The sequence below is a fragment of the Curtobacterium sp. Curtsp22 genome, assembly GCF_059492135.1.
The window spans coordinates 161,904-178,021 of the sequence record NZ_CP168519.1; the positions used below are offsets into that span (position 1 = coordinate 161,904).

15 protein-coding genes are annotated in these 16,118 nt (G+C 70.8%); 12 read left to right on the forward strand and 3 right to left on the reverse strand.

All coding sequences use genetic code 11. From position 1 onward, the window contains the following. Positions 1–2: 2 nt before the first annotated feature. The 5 genes from ACEN8D_RS00755 (at position 3) to ACEN8D_RS00775 (ending at position 4,145) form a co-directional block, all read left to right on the forward strand. Positions 3–353 (forward strand): DUF2200 domain-containing protein, encoded by a 351-nt coding sequence (locus tag ACEN8D_RS00755; protein ID WP_309779284.1) that lies wholly within the window; start codon positions 3–5, stop codon positions 351–353. Beyond that, positions 350–1,159, forward strand: a complete 810-nt coding sequence (locus ACEN8D_RS00760; protein ID WP_413461671.1) for an aminoglycoside phosphotransferase/kinase family protein — start codon at positions 350–352, stop codon at positions 1,157–1,159. Before ACEN8D_RS00755 ends, ACEN8D_RS00760 begins: the two co-directional genes overlap by 4 nt. A gap of 95 nt (positions 1,160–1,254) precedes the next feature. Further along, entirely contained in the window at positions 1,255–2,562 is a 1,308-nt protein-coding gene (gene hisD / locus ACEN8D_RS00765) for a histidinol dehydrogenase (RefSeq protein WP_413461672.1), read from the forward strand. Positions 2,563–2,574: 12 nt separating this feature from the next. Further along, the gene (gene nrdR / locus ACEN8D_RS00770; RefSeq protein WP_070418661.1) at positions 2,575–3,072 is read left to right on the forward strand and encodes a transcriptional regulator NrdR; all 498 of its coding nucleotides are present in this window, start codon (positions 2,575–2,577) and stop codon (positions 3,070–3,072) included. Next, positions 3,069–4,145, forward strand: coding sequence for a quinone-dependent dihydroorotate dehydrogenase (locus ACEN8D_RS00775; protein ID WP_083403198.1), 1,077 nt, complete (start codon positions 3,069–3,071; stop codon positions 4,143–4,145). Before nrdR ends, ACEN8D_RS00775 begins: the two co-directional genes overlap by 4 nt. Before the next feature lie 597 nt (positions 4,146–4,742). On the opposite strand, the gene ACEN8D_RS00780 is transcribed toward ACEN8D_RS00775, so the two are convergent. Next, on the reverse strand, positions 4,743–5,318 hold the full coding sequence (locus ACEN8D_RS00780; protein WP_071294805.1) for a DUF3043 domain-containing protein: 576 nt from the start codon (positions 5,316–5,318) through the stop codon (positions 4,743–4,745). Between the two features lie 53 nt (positions 5,319–5,371). Here ACEN8D_RS00780 and ACEN8D_RS00785 point away from each other — a divergent pair, with 53 nt between their 5' ends. The 6 genes from ACEN8D_RS00785 to ACEN8D_RS00810 all read left to right on the forward strand — a co-directional run bounded on the left by ACEN8D_RS00785 (position 5,372) and on the right by ACEN8D_RS00810 (position 12,162). Further along, positions 5,372–6,817, forward strand: coding sequence for a dipeptidase (locus ACEN8D_RS00785; protein WP_413398254.1), 1,446 nt, complete (start codon positions 5,372–5,374; stop codon positions 6,815–6,817). A gap of 58 nt (positions 6,818–6,875) precedes the next feature. Then, positions 6,876–7,250: a HesB/IscA family protein gene (locus ACEN8D_RS00790; protein WP_413398255.1), complete on the forward strand. Its 375-nt coding sequence runs from the start codon at positions 6,876–6,878 to the stop codon at positions 7,248–7,250. Between the two features lie 257 nt (positions 7,251–7,507). Then, complete coding sequence (ctaC, locus tag ACEN8D_RS00795) at positions 7,508–8,410, forward strand: aa3-type cytochrome oxidase subunit II (protein WP_071294807.1); 903 nt, start codon at positions 7,508–7,510, stop codon at positions 8,408–8,410. Between the two features lie 12 nt (positions 8,411–8,422). Beyond that, positions 8,423–10,162, forward strand: coding sequence for an aa3-type cytochrome oxidase subunit I (gene ctaD, locus ACEN8D_RS00800; RefSeq protein WP_309886831.1), 1,740 nt, complete (start codon positions 8,423–8,425; stop codon positions 10,160–10,162). Positions 10,163–10,166: 4 nt separating this feature from the next. Then, on the forward strand, positions 10,167–10,583 hold the full coding sequence (locus ACEN8D_RS00805; protein ID WP_070418666.1) for a cytochrome c oxidase subunit 4: 417 nt from the start codon (positions 10,167–10,169) through the stop codon (positions 10,581–10,583). Between the two features lie 199 nt (positions 10,584–10,782). Further along, on the forward strand, positions 10,783–12,162 hold the full coding sequence (locus ACEN8D_RS00810; RefSeq protein ID WP_070418667.1) for a glucose-6-phosphate dehydrogenase: 1,380 nt from the start codon (positions 10,783–10,785) through the stop codon (positions 12,160–12,162). Between the two features lie 102 nt (positions 12,163–12,264). Here the strand turns inward: ACEN8D_RS00810 and ACEN8D_RS00815 are convergent, their stop codons facing one another. Together ACEN8D_RS00815 and ACEN8D_RS00820 are read right to left on the reverse strand one after the other, a co-directional pair. After that, the gene (locus ACEN8D_RS00815; RefSeq protein WP_495601116.1) at positions 12,265–14,154 is read right to left on the reverse strand and encodes a glycoside hydrolase family 15 protein; all 1,890 of its coding nucleotides are present in this window, start codon (positions 14,152–14,154) and stop codon (positions 12,265–12,267) included. Between the two features lie 55 nt (positions 14,155–14,209). Beyond that, positions 14,210–15,274, reverse strand: coding sequence for an App1 family protein phosphatidate phosphatase (locus ACEN8D_RS00820; RefSeq protein WP_413398258.1), 1,065 nt, complete (start codon positions 15,272–15,274; stop codon positions 14,210–14,212). Between the two features lie 112 nt (positions 15,275–15,386). On the opposite strand from ACEN8D_RS00820, the gene ACEN8D_RS00825 reads away from it, so the two are divergent. Then, positions 15,387–16,067: a TetR/AcrR family transcriptional regulator gene (locus ACEN8D_RS00825; RefSeq protein WP_070418670.1), complete on the forward strand. Its 681-nt coding sequence runs from the start codon at positions 15,387–15,389 to the stop codon at positions 16,065–16,067. The last annotated feature ends 51 nt before the right edge of the window (positions 16,068–16,118 follow it).

The window sequence follows — 16,118 nt, forward strand, 5'->3', positions numbered from 1 at the left end:
CGATGGCCGGGCACCGCATCTTCGGCACGCCGTTCGCCGCGGTGTACCCGCACTACCTCGCGAAGGTGGAGCGCAAGGGGCACACCAAGGCCGAGCTCGACGCGGTGATCGAGTGGCTCACGGGGTTCGACGACGCCGCGCTCGAGGAGCACCTCGCCGACGAGACGACGTTCGAGGACTTCTTCGCGGCCGCGCACCTCCATCCGAACGCACCGCTCATCACCGGCGTGATCTGCGGCGTCCGGATCGAGGAACTCGACGACCCGCTCATGCGGCAGATCCGGTACCTGGACAAGCTCGTCGACGAGGTCGCGAAGGGCCGTCCGATGTCGAAGGTGCTCCGGACCGCGTGAACACCGTGGCGGGCGCTCCGGATGCCGGCACCCTGCGTGCCTTCGGCGTGGCCGACCAGCGGCTCGAACGGCTCGCGGGCGGGCGCGGGCTGACCTGGCGCGCCGGCGACGTCGTCCTCCGACCGCACGACGGCGCGACGGTCACGGACTGGCGGGCGGGCGTCCTCGCCGAGCTGGCGCACACCTCGACGTTCCGCACACCTCGACCCGTCCGAACAGTCGAGGGCCCCTGGCGCGCCGGCGCGTGGGAGGCATGGGAGTGGCTGCCCGGCCGCGCCGACGAGACCCGGGTCGCCGACGTCATCCGCGTCGGGAACGCCTTCCACCGAGCGATCGCACACCTCGACCGCCCCGCGTTCCTCGCCCCGTCCACGCCTTGCCCCGCCGACCCGTGGGGCCGCGCTGACCGGATGGCCTGGGGAGCAGCGCGCCTGCCGGACGACCCCACGCTCGATCGCCTCGCGGCGGCGTTCCGGCCCGTCCGAGCGCCGTCGCAGCTCGTCCACGGCGACCTGCTCGGCAACGTCCTCTTCGCCGATGCCGCCGTCCCCGCCGTCCCCGCCGTCATCGACTGGCCGCCGTCCTGGCGACCCGCCGGGTTCGGTGCGGCCGTCGCCGCGGTCGACGCCGTGTGCTGGCACGGCGTCCCGGTCGCGCAGCTCGGCGCGCTCGGCGCCGACGTCGCGGAGTGGGACCAACTGCTCGTCCGCGCGCTCGCGTTCCGCATCGCGACGCTCCACCTGCTCGGCGCCTGGGACGCGGCAGCCGCCGCCCGACACCGCCCCGTCGTCGACGCGCTCGCCTGACGACGCGAGCCCCGGGCCCCGTCACCGCGAACCAGGAGGTGCGGTGCCGGTCCGCCACCGACCTCCAGTCCGCGCTCGGTAGGCTTGACCACCTGATGATGCAGCGAATCGACCTCCGTGGTGGCCTCCCCGCCCGTGCCGAACTCCTCCGACTCATGCCGCGCGCCGCCGGTGACGTCTCGCACGCGGTGGACGCCGCCCGCGAGCTCGTCGACGCCGTCCGCGAGCACGGGGCGTCGGCGCTGCACGACCAGGCCGAACGGTTCGACGGGGGAGCGCCCGAGCACGTGCGGGTCCCCGCTGCCGAGATCGCCGCGGCCGTCGCCGGCCTCACGCCCGAGCTCCGGGAAGCGCTCGACGAGGCCATCCGCCGGGTCCGGGCGGCGAGTGCGGCCCAGGTGCCCGCCGCGTCCGTGACCACCCTGGCCGACGGCGCCGAGGTGCACCAGCGCTGGCAGCCGATGCGTCGGGTGGGCCTCTACGTGCCCGGTGGCAAGGCGGTGTACCCGTCGAGCGTCGTCATGAACGTCGTCCCCGCCCAGGTCGCCGGCGTGCGGTCGATCGCGCTCGTGTCGCCCCCGCAGCGCGACCACGGGGGAGCGGTGCACCCGACGATCCTCGCGGCGGCCGGCCTGCTCGGCATCGACGAGGTCTACGCGATGGGCGGCGCCGGAGCCGTCGGTGCCTTGGCGTACGGCGTCCCGTCGATCGGCCTCGAGCCGGTCGACCTCGTCACGGGGCCCGGCAACAACTACGTTGCAGCGGCCAAGCGCCTCGTGCGCGGTGTCGTCGGCATCGACGCCGAGGCCGGCGCGACGGAGATCCTCGTGATCGCCGACGACACCGCGGACCCCGGGTACGTGGCCGCCGACCTCATCAGCCAGGCCGAGCACGACGAGCAGGCCGGCAGCGTGCTGGTGACGACGTCGGCGGCGTTCGCCGACGCGGTGGAGGCGGCCATCCCGGAACGTGCTGCGCGTGTCGGGACCGCGTCGCGCCTCCAGGTCGCCCTGGACGGACCGCAGTCCGCGATCGTGCTCGTGGACTCGCTCGCCGACGCGGCGACCGTGAGCAACGCCTACGGGCCGGAGCACCTCGAGATCCAGACCACCGACGACGACGCGGTCCTCGCTGACATCGACGCCGCGGGCGCGGTGTTCGTCGGGCCGAGCACGCCGGTCAGCCTCGGCGACTACCTGGCCGGGTCGAACCACGTCCTGCCGACCGGCGGGCAGGCGCGCTTCGGCTCCGGGCTGTCCGCGTCGACGTTCCTCCGCCCGCAGCAGCTCATCCGCTACTCGCCCGAGGCCCTCGCCGAGGTCGCGCCGCACATCGTCGCCCTCGCGACCGAGGAGCAGCTCCCCGCGCACGGCGCCGCCGTGACGGAGCGTACGAACCGGTAGCCTGGGGTCGACATGTTCTGCCCCTTCTGCCGCCACCCGGACTCCCGCGTCGTCGACTCCCGGACGAGCGACGACGGAACCTCCATCCGTCGCCGTCGTCAGTGCCCGAACTGCGGCCGCCGTTTCTCGACCACCGAGACCGCTTCGCTCAACGTGGTGAAGCGCAACGGGGTGACCGAGCCGTTCAGCCGCGACAAGATCGTGTCCGGCGTGCGCAAGGCCTGCCAGGGACGCCCGGTGACCGACGGCGACCTGGCGATCCTCGCGCAGCGCGTCGAGGAGACCGTGCGGTCCTCGGGGTCGAGCCAGATCGACGCGAACGACATCGGGCTCGCGATCCTCGCGCCGCTCCGCGAACTCGACGAGGTCGCCTACCTCCGGTTCGCGAGCGTCTACCAGGCCTTCGACTCGCTCGAGGACTTCGAGGACGCCATCGGCCAACTCCGCCGCGACCACCACGGCGCGGCCGACCCGGTCGCCGGCTCGTCCCCGGCCGGGGCCGGCGCGTGAGCGGCATCGCGGAACGGATCGTCCGCGGCGGGTACTCCGTCGTGTTCCGCTCGGTGTTCGCCAACATGGACCCCGAGCGCGCGCACCACATCGCGTTCGCGGTGATCAAGTGGCTGCCGCACGTGCCCGTCGTCGGACGGCTCGTCGAGCGCTACTCGCGGCCCTCCGCCGCCGACGGCGTGACGACCATGGGGATCCACTTCCCGTCCCGCTTCGGCCTGGCCGCCGGGTTCGACAAGGACGCCCGGGGGATCGCCGGACTCGGTGTCCTCGGGTTCGGGCACGTCGAGGTCGGCACCATCACCGCCAAGCCGCAGCCCGGCAACGAGCGCCCGCGGCTCTTCCGGCTCATCCCCGACCGCGCCCTCATCAACCGCATGGGCTTCAACAACCACGGTGCCGCCGCAGCAGCACGTCGGTTGGAGCGTGCCCGGCGCAACCCCGGGCGGCCCGTCATCGGCGTGAACATCGGCAAGAGCCGGGTCGTCGCCGTCGAGGACGCCGTCGACGACTACCTCGAGTCGACGCGCAGGCTCGCGCCGTTCGCGGACTACCTCGCCGTCAACGTCAGCTCGCCGAACACGCCCGGGCTGCGCGGTCTGCAGGAGCTCGACCAGCTCCGACCGCTGCTCACCGCCGTGCGCGACGCCGCCGGCAAGGTGCCGGTGCTGGTGAAGATCGCGCCGGACCTCACGGACGAGCAGATCGACGCGATCGCGGGGCTCGCCGTCTCCCTCGGGCTGGCCGGTGTCATCGCGAACAACACCACGATCTCCCGCTCGGGACTCCGCACCCCGGCTGTGGACGTCGAGGCGATGGGCGCAGGCGGTCTGTCCGGGGCACCGGTTGCGGCTCGGTCGCTCGAGGTCCTGCGGCGGGTCCGGGCCGCGGTGCCGTCGGACTTCTGCGTCATCGCGGTCGGCGGCGTCACGACCGAGCAGGACGTGCAGGACCGCATCGACGCCGGGGCGACCCTGGTGCAGGGCTACACGGCGTTCCTCTACGAGGGGCCGACCTGGGCAACGCGGATCAACCGGCTCCGGCGGCGGCGGTTGGGGCGCGCGGCACGCTGACGTCGCGTGCGCGTCGTCGAGCGGGCGAAGTACGTCACGCTCGACGCGTCGTGGCGGTGCGTTGTGCCCGCTCGGCGAGTCGTACGCGGCGAGTCGTGACCGGTCGAGGTCGCGGGTCCGTGTCTGCGCGCCCGCGGCCGGGTCCGGCTGGCCGTCGTCGGGGCCGCGTGTCCGTCGTCGAGGTCGCACGACACGCCGCGTGTGCTGTGGCGAGGTCGCGCAATGTGCCGTCGCGCGCTCCGCGGGGCGGCACTTCTCGCGACCTCGGCGGTGCGTACCGGGCGGGTTGCGTGGCCGCATCGAGCACCTGACGGACGGGAGGCGCGGGGCGGGGTCGCACCGCGCCTCCCGTCCGGTGGGTGGTCGGCGGGCAGGCCGCGAGTGGGCGCGACGCGCCGCTCGCATTCGGCGAGTGGGCGGAATGTGCCGTGCGGAGCCCGCGAGCGTGACGGATACTGCCCGCTCGGTGGGGGCGGTGGGGGCGGTGGGGGCGGCGGGGGCGGCGGGGGACGGGGCCCGGGGGCCGGGGGCCGGGCCGCGCGTCGGGAACGACGCAGCGCCGCCCGGCGGACCGGACGGCGCTGCGATGGGGAGCGATCAGACGGTGGGGTACTGCCCGCGCCGGACCTGCGGCTTCGGCAGGCGCAGGAAGCGCAGCTGCCACGCGCGCGTGAGGATGTAGAGGAAGGTCCCGCGCTGCATCGAGCCGAACTTGGCCGTCAGCTTCTTGCGGAACGACAGCCAGAGCACGATGCAGTCGAGCACGAAGAGCGCCACGAACGCCCACACGAGCAGCAGCGAGTACGACGCGATCACGGTCTGCGACGCGGCGAACCCGACGATGAGGAACAGCACGAGCACCGGCATCATGATCTCGCCGACGTTCCAGCGGGCGTCGATCCAGTCGCGCACGAACTTTCGCTGCTCGCCCTTGTCCTTCGCGGGGAGGTAGCGCTCCTCGCCGTTGGCCATGCCGACACGGGCCTTCTCGCGCTCGTTCGTAAGCCGTGCACGAGCCGCCTTCTTGTCCTCGGCGGAGCCGCCGACGATCGGACGACGGTTCGCCGCCTCGCGCTCGCGACGGGTCGGCGTCGGACGGCCCTTCCCCTGTTCGAGGAGCTCGGCCTCGGACGGGTTGACGGTCGTGTTGGTCTTGGGGGCTGCCTTCGCCACGATGCGTTCCTGACTGCGGTCTGCGTGCTGGATCGTCCTCTAGATTACGGGACATGACCGACACCGACCAGCACGCCGCCGCCACCGACCCCGCACTCCTCGACGCCCTCCGCGAACACGTGCAGGGATCGCTGCCCTCGACGATCGCCGACCTGTCCGACCTGGTGCGGTTGCCCTCGGTGTCCTGGTCGGCGTTCGACCCGGCCAACGTGCGGGCCAGCGCCGAGGCCGTCGCGGACTTGGCGCGGTCGACGGGCGTGTTCGGCGCGGACGACGTGCGCATCGTCCGGTCGGCAGTGGACGGCGACACCGCAGCGGTCGAGGCCGCCGGCGGGGAGCTCGGTCAGCCCGCGGTCCTCGCGGTCCGCCCGGCCCGCAACGGCAAGCCGACCGTGATGCTCTACGCCCACCACGACGTCCAGCCGCAGGGCGACGACGCGCTCTGGGAGACCCCGCCGTTCGAGCCGACGCTGCGTGGCGACCGCCTGTACGGCCGCGGTGCCTCGGACGACAAGGCCGGCGTGATGACCCACATCGCGTCGCTGCGGGCGCTGCACGCGCAGTTCGGCGACGACCTGGAGCTCGGCGTCGTCCTGTTCATCGAGGGCGAGGAGGAGTTCGGCTCCCGGTCGTTCCGCACGTTCCTCCGCGAGCAGCAGGAGCACCTCTCCGCCGACGTCATCGTCGTCGCGGACAGCGACAACTGGTCGACCGAGGTCCCGTCGATCACCGTCTCCCTGCGCGGCAACGTCACCTTCAAGCTGACCCTGACGACCCTCGAGCACGCGAGCCACAGCGGCATGTTCGGGGGAGCGGCGCCGGACGCCATGATCCCGATGGTCCGCCTGCTCGCCTCGCTGCACGACGACGACGGCGCCGTCGCGGTCGAAGGCCTCTCGTCGTACGAGGCCGACGTGCCCGAGCGCACCGAGGAGCAGCTCGCCGGCGACGCGGCACTGCTCCCGGGTGTCCGTCCGGTCGGCCGTGGCGACGTGCTGTCGCGGATGTGGTTCCAGCCGTCGATCACCGTGACGGGCATGGACGTCCCGAGCGTCGCGAACGCGTCGAACACCCTGATGCCGACGGTCTCCGCACGGGTCTCGGTGCGGGTCGCGCCGGGGCAGGCCGCGACGGACGCGTACGCCGCGGTCGAGCGGCACCTGCGGGCGCACGTGCCGTTCGGCGCCCGGATGGAGATCAGCGAGCCGGACGCTGGCGACGGGTTCCTCGTGGACACCGCCGGGTGGGCCGTCCAGGAAGCGCGGACCGCGATGGCCGAGGGCTGGGGCGAGTCGCCCGTCGAGCAGGGCATCGGCGGCTCGATCCCGTTCGTCTCGGACCTCGCCGCCCAGTTCCCGGACGCGCAGATCCTCGTGACCGGCGTCGAGGACCCGGACACCCGCGCGCACAGCCCGAACGAGTCGCAGCACCTCGGCGTCCTGCACCGCGCCATCGCATCGGAGACGATCCTGCTCGCGCGTCTCGCGACTCGCGGCTGAGGGTGCTTACAATCGGTCCAAGCGCGGTGAACGACACCGCACGGAGGGAGACGCGCGGATGAGCGACACCATCACCGACCACGCACCGACGACCGAGGCGCCGTCGCACGGCGTCCTGCTCAGCGACGCGGCCGCGGCGAAGGTGGCGAGCCTCCTCGAACAGGAAGGCCGCGACGACCTCCGCCTCCGCCTCGCCGTCCAGCCCGGCGGGTGCTCCGGCCTGATCTACCAGCTCTACTTCGACGAGCGCCTGCTCGACGGCGACGCCACGGCCGAGTTCGGCGACGGCATCGAGGTCGTCGTCGACAAGATGAGCGTCCCGTACCTCGACGGCGCCTCGATCGACTTCGAGGACACCATCCAGAAGCAGGGCTTCACGATCGACAACCCGAACGCGCAGGGCAGCTGCGCGTGCGGTGACAGCTTCCACTGATCTCCGTCGACCCGACACGAGCGGGGAGTGACCGACACGGTCGCTCCCCGCTCGTTCGTTCCCGGGCGTGGCATCCCGCACGACCAGGGAAAACCCGCCCGGACGGAGTGCGGATCGCGGCCCGAGGTGTGTCGCGTGTGCGCGAGCGGTCCCGAGCTGCGAGTAAGCTAGGAGTGTTCCAACCAAGCTGGGAGCGAGCCATGCGCGACCTTCACGTCGCGGCCTGCTCCGGTTTCACGTTCTTCCGAGAGGTAACAGTGCGTTCGAATCGCCGTATACGTTGGGCGGCCGTCCCGGTGGCCGTCGGTCTGGTCATCGCACTGGCTGGTTGCACGCAGCAGCAGCTGAACGGATGGCTCCCCGGCACGGAGGAGACGAAGGACGTCACCAACCACACGAGCCGCATCGTCGGCCTGTGGACCACCAGCTGGGTCGTGCTGCTCGCGGTCGGTCTGATCGTGTGGGGCCTCATCATCTGGGCAGCGATCGTCTACCGCCGCCGCAAGGGCCAGACCGGCCTGCCGGTGCAGATGCGCTACAACATGCCGCTCGAGATCTTCTACACGATCGTGCCGCTGATCCTCGTGCTCGGCTTCTTCGCCTTCACCGCAAAGGACCAGGCCGCGATCGAGCAGCCGTTCAAGAACGCCGACGCGACGATCCACGTCTACGGCAAGCGCTGGGCGTGGGACTTCAACTACATCAACGAGGACGACAAGTCCAAGAGCGTCTACTACCAGGGCATCCAGGCCCAGGAAGAAGAGAACGCCAACGGCGCGATCGACGAGTCGCAGCTCCCGACCCTCTACCTGCCCAAGGGCAAGAAGGTCCACATCGAGCTCTCGTCCCGCGACGTCGACCACTCGTTCTGGATCATCGACTTCCTCTACAAGAAGGACATGCTCCCGGGCAAGCAGAACGACGAGTACTTCATCCCGCAGAAGCTCGGTACCTACCAGGGCAAGTGCGCGGAGCTGTGCGGTGAGTACCACTCGCTCATGCTCTTCCAGGTGAAGGTCGTCACCCCGGCTGAGTACCAGAAGTACCTCGACTCGCTCGAGGAGCAGGGCAAGGTCGGTCTGCTCGGCAACGAGTACAACACCAACACGAACGAACCCAACGACAAGACGCCCGTCACGGCGTCGAGCGACAACAAGTAGGGGCTCCGTCAGATGACCACGTCACTCGTCGGCCAGCCGGCTGCAGGGACCACGACACTGGACTTCCAGGCGTCGAAGGTCGGCCGGAAGGGCAACATCATCGTCCGGTGGATCACCTCCACGGACCACAAGACCATCGGGTACATGTACCTGATCGCCTCGTTCATCTTCTTCCTGCTCGCGGGGGTGATGGCGCTCGTCATCCGTGCCCAGCTCTTCGAGCCCGGCCTGCACGTGGTCGCGACGAAGGAGCAGTACAACCAGCTCTTCACGATGCACGGCACGATCATGCTGCTGATGTTCGCGACCCCGCTCTTCTCGGGCTTCGCGAACGCGATCATGCCGCTGCAGATCGGTGCGCCGGACGTCGCCTTCCCGCGTCTGAACGGGTTCGCCTTCTGGCTCTACCTGTTCGGCTCGCTCATCGCCGTCGGTGGCTTCCTCACCCCGCAGGGCGCCGCGTCGTTCGGCTGGTTCGCCTACGCACCACTGAGTGACACGACGTTCACACCAGGGCTCGGCGGCACCCTCTGGGTCTTCGGCCTCGGTATGACCGGCTTCTCGACGATCCTCGGTGCGGTGAACTTCATCACCACGATCATCACGATGCGTGCCCCGGGTCTGACCATGTTCCGCATGTCGATCTTCACGTGGAACACCCTCGTGACGGCCCTGCTCGTGCTCATGGCCTTCCCGGTGCTCGCCGCCGCGCTGTTCGGCCTCGGGCTCGACCGCGTGTTCAACGCCCAGATCTTCAACCCGGCCAACGGCGGTGCACTGCTCTGGCAGCACCTGTTCTGGTTCTTCGGCCACCCCGAGGTCTACATCATCGCGCTGCCGTTCTTCGGCATCGTCTCCGAGGTCTTCCCGGTCTTCAGCCGCAAGCCGATCTTCGGCTACAAGACCCTCGTCTACGCGACCATCTCGATCGCCGCGCTGTCGGTCACGGTCTGGGCGCACCACATGTACGTCACCGGTGGCGTCCTGCTCCCGTGGTTCTCGCTCATGACGATGCTCATCGCGGTCCCGACCGGCGTGAAGATCTTCAACTGGGTCGGCACGATGTGGCGCGGTTCGGTCACGTTCGAGACGCCGCTCCTGTGGGCGGTCGGCTTCCTCATCACCTTCACGTTCGGTGGCCTCACCGGAGTGATCCTGGCGTCGCCGCCGCTCGACTTCCACGTGTCCGACTCGTACTTCGTCGTCGCGCACTTCCACTACGTCGTCTTCGGCACCGTCGTGTTCGCGATGTTCTCCGGCTTCTACTTCTGGTGGCCGAAGTGGACGGGCAAGATGCTCAACGAGCGCCTCGGCAAGATCCACTTCTGGCTCCTGTTCATCGGCTTCCACACGACGTTCCTCATCCAGCACTGGCTCGGCGTCATCGGCATGCCGCGTCGCTACGCGACCTACCTGCCGAACGACGGGTTCACCTGGATGAACCAGCTGTCGACGATCGGCTCGATGATCCTCGCGATCTCGTTCCTGCCGTTCATCTTCAACGTCTACGTGACCGCCCGGAACGCGCCGAAGGTCGCCGTGAACGACCCGTGGGGCTACGGCCGCTCGCTCGAGTGGGCGACCAGCTGCCCGCCGCCGCGGCACAACTTCACGTCGATCCCGCGCATCCGTTCGGAGTCGCCGGCGTTCGACCTCAACCACCCCGAAGCGGGTGTGCCGATCGGTGTGGGTCCGGCCAAGGACGCCCCCGACGCTCCGACCTACGACGCCGCGAAGGGCGAGGTGAAGTAAGGCGATGCGCGCCAACACCAACCTGTTCTGGATCCTCTTCGGGTTCTTCATCCTCGCGGACGCCGCGTACACCATCTGGTCGCTGCTCTACTACGGTCACCCGGAGTGGGTCGGCACGGTGGCCATCGGCCTCACCGGGATCATGTCCGCGTTCATCGCGTTCTACCTCGGCAAGGTGATGTCCTCGCAGGGCGGCGTCCTCCCCGAGGACCGCCCCGACGCCAACATCGAGGACGGCGACGCCGAGCTCGGGCACTTCAGCCCGTGGTCGTGGTGGCCCATCCTGCTCGCGGGTGCCACGGCGCTCTGCTTCCTCGGTGTCGCAGCCGGGCTGTGGATCGTCCCGATCGGGCTCGCCTGCGTGGCGATCACCCTCGTCGGATGGGTCTACGAGTACTACCGCGGCAACTTCGGTCACTGACCTGGACCTCCAGCGCACCTGACTTCGGGCGGCCCCACACCCGTGCCGCCCGAAGTGCGTCCAGCACCACACCGGAACCGCAGCACGACCTCCGGAACGCAGGCACACCAACGAACCTGCTCGTCCGGGAATCAACCGGTCCGCCCACGGCTTGGCCTCAAGCGGACCACCCCCACCACAGCGAAAGGAGTCACCTCCGGTGACCGACAAGCGCACTCTCATCATCTTCGGCGCGACGGGCGACCTCGCCTCCCGCCTGCTGCTGCCGGGCCTCGGCACGTTCCTGCAGAGCGGTCGAGCGGTGCCCGTCCAGCTCATCGGCACGGGCCGCAGCGCCCGCAGCGAGGAGCAGTGGAAGGACGTCGTCACGAAGTCCTTCGCGTCGCAGGACGTGAAGGGCCCGGAGGTCGATGCCACCCTCGCGTCGACGCAGTTCATCCAGGGTGACCCGACCGACCCCGAGCACCTCAAGGCGCTGTTCGCCGCGGCCGACGCCGACGCCGAGCCGATCCTCTACTTCGCGCTCCCGCCGCAGATCGCCTCCGACATCTGCGAGGCGCTCCAGCAGGTCGAGCTGCCCGAGGGCACGACCCTCGCGTTCGAGAAGCCCTTCGGCACGGACGTCGCCAGCGCGAAGGCCCTCAACGAGACGGTCCTCAAGCTCGTCCCCGAGGAGCGCGTGCACCGCACTGACCACTTCCTCGGTCGCACCACGGTCCTGAACATCATCGGTCTGCGCTTCGCGAACCGCCTGTTCGAGCCGATCTGGAACGCCGACAACATCGAGAAGGTCGACATCTTCTACGACGAGACCCTCGGTCTCGAGAACCGCGCCCAGTACTACGACGAGGCCGGTGCGATGGTCGACATGATCCAGTCGCACCTGCTGCAGATCCTCGGCATCGTGACGATGGACGCCCCGGCGGACATCGACGCCGTCGAGTTCCGCTCGTCCCTGGCCCGGGTGCTCCGTTCGACCGAGCTCAAGGGCGGCGACCCGAAGATCGCGTCGCGTCGTGCGGTCTACACGGCCGGCACCATCGACGGCAAGGAACTGCCGTCGTACCAGGACGAGGACGGCGTCGACAAGTCGCGCGGCACCGAGACGCTCGCCGAGATCTCGGTCGAGGTGGACACCGCCCGCTGGAAGGGCGTGCCGTTCACGCTCCGTTCCGGCAAGGCACTCGGCAACAGCCGGAAGGAGGTGCTGATCACCTTCAAGCCCGTGACGCGCCTGCCCTCCGGCCTGTCCGGTCGGCCGAAGACGGACACGCTCCGCATCGTGCTCAACCCCGACGAGATCGAGCTGACGGTGTCGGCCAACGGCGGCGGCAACCCGTTCGAGATGGGCCAGGTCACCCTGTCGTCCTCCTTCGCGGACGGCGAGCTCACCCCCTACGGCGAGGTCCTCAACGGGATCTTCCACGACGACCCGCTGCTCTCGATCCGCGGTGACGTGGCCGAGCGCTGCTGGGAGATCGTCGAGCCGGTCGTCGACGCCTGGAAGGCGGACGAGGTCCCGCTCGAGGAGTACCGCGCGGGGTCGCGCGGCCCGGCGGACTGGGAGTCCTCGTCCTGACGGACGTGACGGTGACGCCCTGATCGGGCGGTGACGACGGACGGGAGGCACGGTGCCAGCTGGCACCGTGCCTCCCGTCCGTCTGCGGTCACGACCACCGCGTCAGGCGGGTGTGCCGGCCCGCTCGCCCTCTCCGGTCCACGAGCGGGTGCCGCCGTCGTGCACGGCGAGTCGCGTCCGGTGGCCGGCCGCCGTGCCGCGCGCCCGCGCGATCGCGTCCGCGGCGGACACGAGCGTGAGGTGCGACAACGCCTGCGGGGTGTTCCCGATGTGGTGGCCGGTCGCGACGTCGATCTCCTCGGAGAGCATGCCGACGTCGTTCGCGTAGCCGACGAGCACGTCCATCAGCCGCTCGGCGTCCTCGACGCGCCCGGACGCGGCGTACTGCTCGACGAGCCAGAAGGAGCACGCGAGGAACGGGTGCTCGCTGCCGGAGAGCCCGTCGAAGCCGGACGAGGTGCGGTACCGGAGCACGAGGCCGTCGTCGCCGGTCCGGAGGTCCTGCTCGATCGCGGCGACGGTCCCGACCATCCGCGGGTCACCGGGCTTCACGTAGCCGATCTGCGGCAGGACGAGCAGGCTCGCGTCGACCTCGTCGGTGTCGTAGTGCTGGCGGTAGCTGCCGCGCTCGGCGTTCCACCCGTGCTCCTCGATCTCGGCGCGCACTTCGGCGCGGAGGGTCCGCCAGCGGTCGACGGGGCCCTCGAGGCCGAACTCCTCGACGGCTGCGACGCCGCGGTCGAATGCGGCCCAGATCATCGCGCGCGAGTGCGTGAAGTGCCGACGGGGCCCGCGCATCTCCCAGATGCCGTTGTCGGGCTCCTGCCAGTGCTCCTCGACGTACCCGAGCAGGGCGCGCTGGAGTGCCCACGAGTCGGCGTTCTCCTCGACGCCGAGCTCGCGGGCGTCGTGGAGCGCGGCGAGGACCTCGCCGAAGACGTCCCCCTGGTACTGCGTGTAGGCGCCGTTGCCGATCCGGACCGGCGTGGAGCCCGCGTACCCGGGCAGGTTCGGCAGTTCGCGTTCGGGGAGTTCGCGCTCCCCGGCGATGCCGTACATGATCTGCACGTCGGCGGGGTCGCCGGCGATCGCGCGGAGGAGCCAGCCGCGCCAGTGCATCGCCTCGTCGCGGTACCCGTGCGCGATGAGGGACGCGAGGGCGAGCGAGGCGTCGCGGAGCCAGACGTAGCGGTAGTCCCAGTTGCGTTCGCCGCCGGGGTCCTCGGGCAGGCTGGTCGTCGCGGCCGCCACGACGCCGCCGGTCTCGGCGTGGGTCATCGCACGGAGCAGGAGGAGCGACCGGCGGGCCGCCTCGGCGTACCGGCCCTCGGTCCGGGCGGTGGCCATCCAGTCCCGCCACCAGCGCACGGTGCGGTGCAGGGCCTCGTCGACGTCGAGGGGCTCCGGCGGCTCGCGGTGCGACGGGTACCAGGTGAGGACGGTGTCGAGCACGTCGCCGTCGTGCACGGTGGTGGTGGCGGTGTGCCGGTGGTCGTCGGCGCGGAAACGGACGCCGCGGACGATCACGGACCCGGGTCCCGCCGTGGCCAGCAGTGCGGGGTCCTCGTCGCCGCCGATCTGCCGGACCCAGGGGAGTGCGAGGGCGTAGTCGAACCGGATGCGCAGCGTCTGTCGGAGCTCCACGCTGCCGCGGAGGCCCCGCACCCGCCGGACGATCGTCGCCCGGTGCGCACCGATCGGCATGAACTCGGTGACCTCGACCACGCCGGTGCTCGCCGTCCACACGGTCGCGAGCACGAGCGTGTCGTGGTCGTACCGGCGGGTCGCGGTCGCGTCCGGGTCCGTGGGGCGGAGGGTCCAGTGCCCGTGGTCCTCGGTGCCCAGGATCGAGGCGAAGGTCGACGGGCTGTCGAAGCGGGGCAGGCACGCCCAGTCGACGGTGCCGTCGCGCCCGACGAGCGCGGCGGTGTAGGTGTCGCCGATCAGCGCGTGGTCCTCGATGCGGTTGGTCGGTGTGTCAGCCGGGCTCATGGGCCGATCCAACCACCACCGCCTCGGGAGGCCGGGGTGGTTGCTGAGGGATGGCTCAGGACGGGTCGTCCGGGTCGGCACGGGTGATGCCGACCCGTGCCAGCTCGGACCACATGCCGGCACCGTCCGGGGCGTAGACCCAGGGCGCCGAGGACTCGCGCGAACGTTCCTGGGCGCGGGACCGCCCACCGGCGAGGACGGCCTCGCTCGTGGATAGCTGGCGGATGGCGACGCCCGCGACGTTCTCGGGGTGGGCCCGGGCGAACTCGCCGTAGAGCGACTCGTCGTGCTGCCCGTCGTCGCCGACGAGGAGCCACTGCACGTGCGGGAAGTCCTGGGCGAGTCGTTCGAGGTTCTGCTGCTTGTGGAGCTGGCCGCTGCGGAAGAACCGGTCGTGCGTGGGACCCCAGTCGGTGAGCAGCAGGGTGCCGGAGGGGTAGAGGTTCCGGCTGAGGAAGCGCTGCAGCGTCGGCGCGACGTTCCAGGCGCCGGTGGAGAGGTAGACCGTCGGGGCGCCGGGGTGCTGCGCGAGGACGCGTTCGTACAGCACCGACATGCCCGGGACGGGCCGGCGCCCGTGCTCCGTGAGCACGAAGGAGTTCCAGGCCGCGAGCATCGGGCGCGGGAGCGAGGTCACCATGACGGTGTCGTCGATGTCCGACAGCAGCCCGAACCGCGTGTCCGGGTGGACGATGAAGACGTCGGCCTCGACGTCGCGCATGCCCCCGGCGGACAGCTTGATGGTGCGCCAGCCCGGCTCGAGGTCGATCGGCACGATGGTGTCGACCACGCCGCCGCGGTCGGACTGCACCACGTGCGAGGTCCCGCCGGCGGTGATCGTGACCTCGGCGTCGTCGACCGCGACGCTCGTGAAGCTCCGCCAGCCGCGCACACCGTAGAAGGAGGCGTCTGATGCGAGGCCCCGACGCGTGAGGAGGACCCGGCAGAGGACGCGGACCCACCCGGGTGCGCCGTAGCCGGTGTACGGGATGACGGTCGGCACCAGCCCCCGGCGGCGAGCCCGGTGCTCGCGGAACTCCTGGACGGCGTCCTCGATGCGGGCCGCCCGGTGGAGGATCGGCTCGGCCAACGACGGCTCGTGGGGCGTCGGGTCGGGCATCGCCCCATCATTCCACGTCCGACCTGGCACACGTACGACCTCACACGTGTACTGGGAGAGTCGCAGCGATATTCCAGCCGGTCTCTGCGACAGTTGTGACGGTCACACCCACATGAGTCGCGCTGTCGGCGCAAGAGGAGAACACGTGCTCGTCACCGAGGTATCGAACGCACTGCCGGGGGGATCATCACTGCTCAGGAACGAGCCGGTCCAAGCCCGCAGTTCGGCGCGCCTCGCCGGCCTCCTCGACGCCGCGGCCGCGGTGATCGACGAGATCGGGTTCGAGCGCCTGACCACCGCGATGGTGGCCGAGCGGGCGGGGGCGTCCATCGGCACCGTCTACCGCTACTTCCCGGACCGCATCGCCGTGGTCGAGGCACTCGCGATCCGGAGCACCCAGCGCCTGGCCGAGCGGTTCATCACCGCCCTCGACACCAGCGAGGCGACGACCTGGCAGGCCGCGTGCGACGCGCTGATCGACGTCACCGCCGAGATGTACCGCACCGAGCCGGGCTTCCGGGCGATCCGCTTCGGCGACGCGGCGGACACCGGCACGGGCGACGCCGAGGACCGGATGGCGGCGCTGGGGAGCGCCGTCGCCCACATCATGCACGAGCGGTTCGGCGTGCCGACGGGGGAGCGCATCGAGCGGACCTGGGTGGTCCTCGCCGAGTCGTCGCACGCCGTCCTCGCGCGGGCGCACCGTGACCCGGCGAACCCCGAGACCGCGCTGATCGAGGAGTACCGGGCGATGAGCCGCGGGCACCTCGAAGCGGTGATCGCGGCCTCCTGACACGCCGAGCGGCAATCCGACGACGCCCGTCCTCCGAACAGGAGAGACGGG

Excerpts from the sequence above, each read along its gene's own strand:
- ACEN8D_RS00755 (WP_309779284.1), top strand. The coding sequence starts at position 3 with ATGGCCGGGCACCGCATCTTCGGCACGCCGTTCGCCGCGGTGTACCCG.
- hisD (WP_413461672.1), top strand. The coding sequence starts at position 1,255 with ATGATGCAGCGAATCGACCTCCGTGGTGGCCTCCCCGCCCGTGCCGAA.
- nrdR (WP_070418661.1), top strand. The coding sequence starts at position 2,575 with ATGTTCTGCCCCTTCTGCCGCCACCCGGACTCCCGCGTCGTCGACTCC.
- ACEN8D_RS00785 (WP_413398254.1), top strand. The coding sequence starts at position 5,372 with ATGACCGACACCGACCAGCACGCCGCCGCCACCGACCCCGCACTCCTC.
- ACEN8D_RS00790 (WP_413398255.1), top strand. The coding sequence starts at position 6,876 with ATGAGCGACACCATCACCGACCACGCACCGACGACCGAGGCGCCGTCG.
- ctaD (WP_309886831.1), top strand. The coding sequence starts at position 8,423 with ATGACCACGTCACTCGTCGGCCAGCCGGCTGCAGGGACCACGACACTG.
- ACEN8D_RS00805 (WP_070418666.1), top strand. The coding sequence starts at position 10,167 with ATGCGCGCCAACACCAACCTGTTCTGGATCCTCTTCGGGTTCTTCATC.
- ACEN8D_RS00815 (WP_495601116.1), bottom strand. The coding sequence starts at position 14,154 with ATGAGCCCGGCTGACACACCGACCAACCGCATCGAGGACCACGCGCTG.
- ACEN8D_RS00820 (WP_413398258.1), bottom strand. The coding sequence starts at position 15,274 with ATGCCCGACCCGACGCCCCACGAGCCGTCGTTGGCCGAGCCGATCCTC.
- ACEN8D_RS00825 (WP_070418670.1), top strand. The coding sequence starts at position 15,387 with ATGAGTCGCGCTGTCGGCGCAAGAGGAGAACACGTGCTCGTCACCGAG.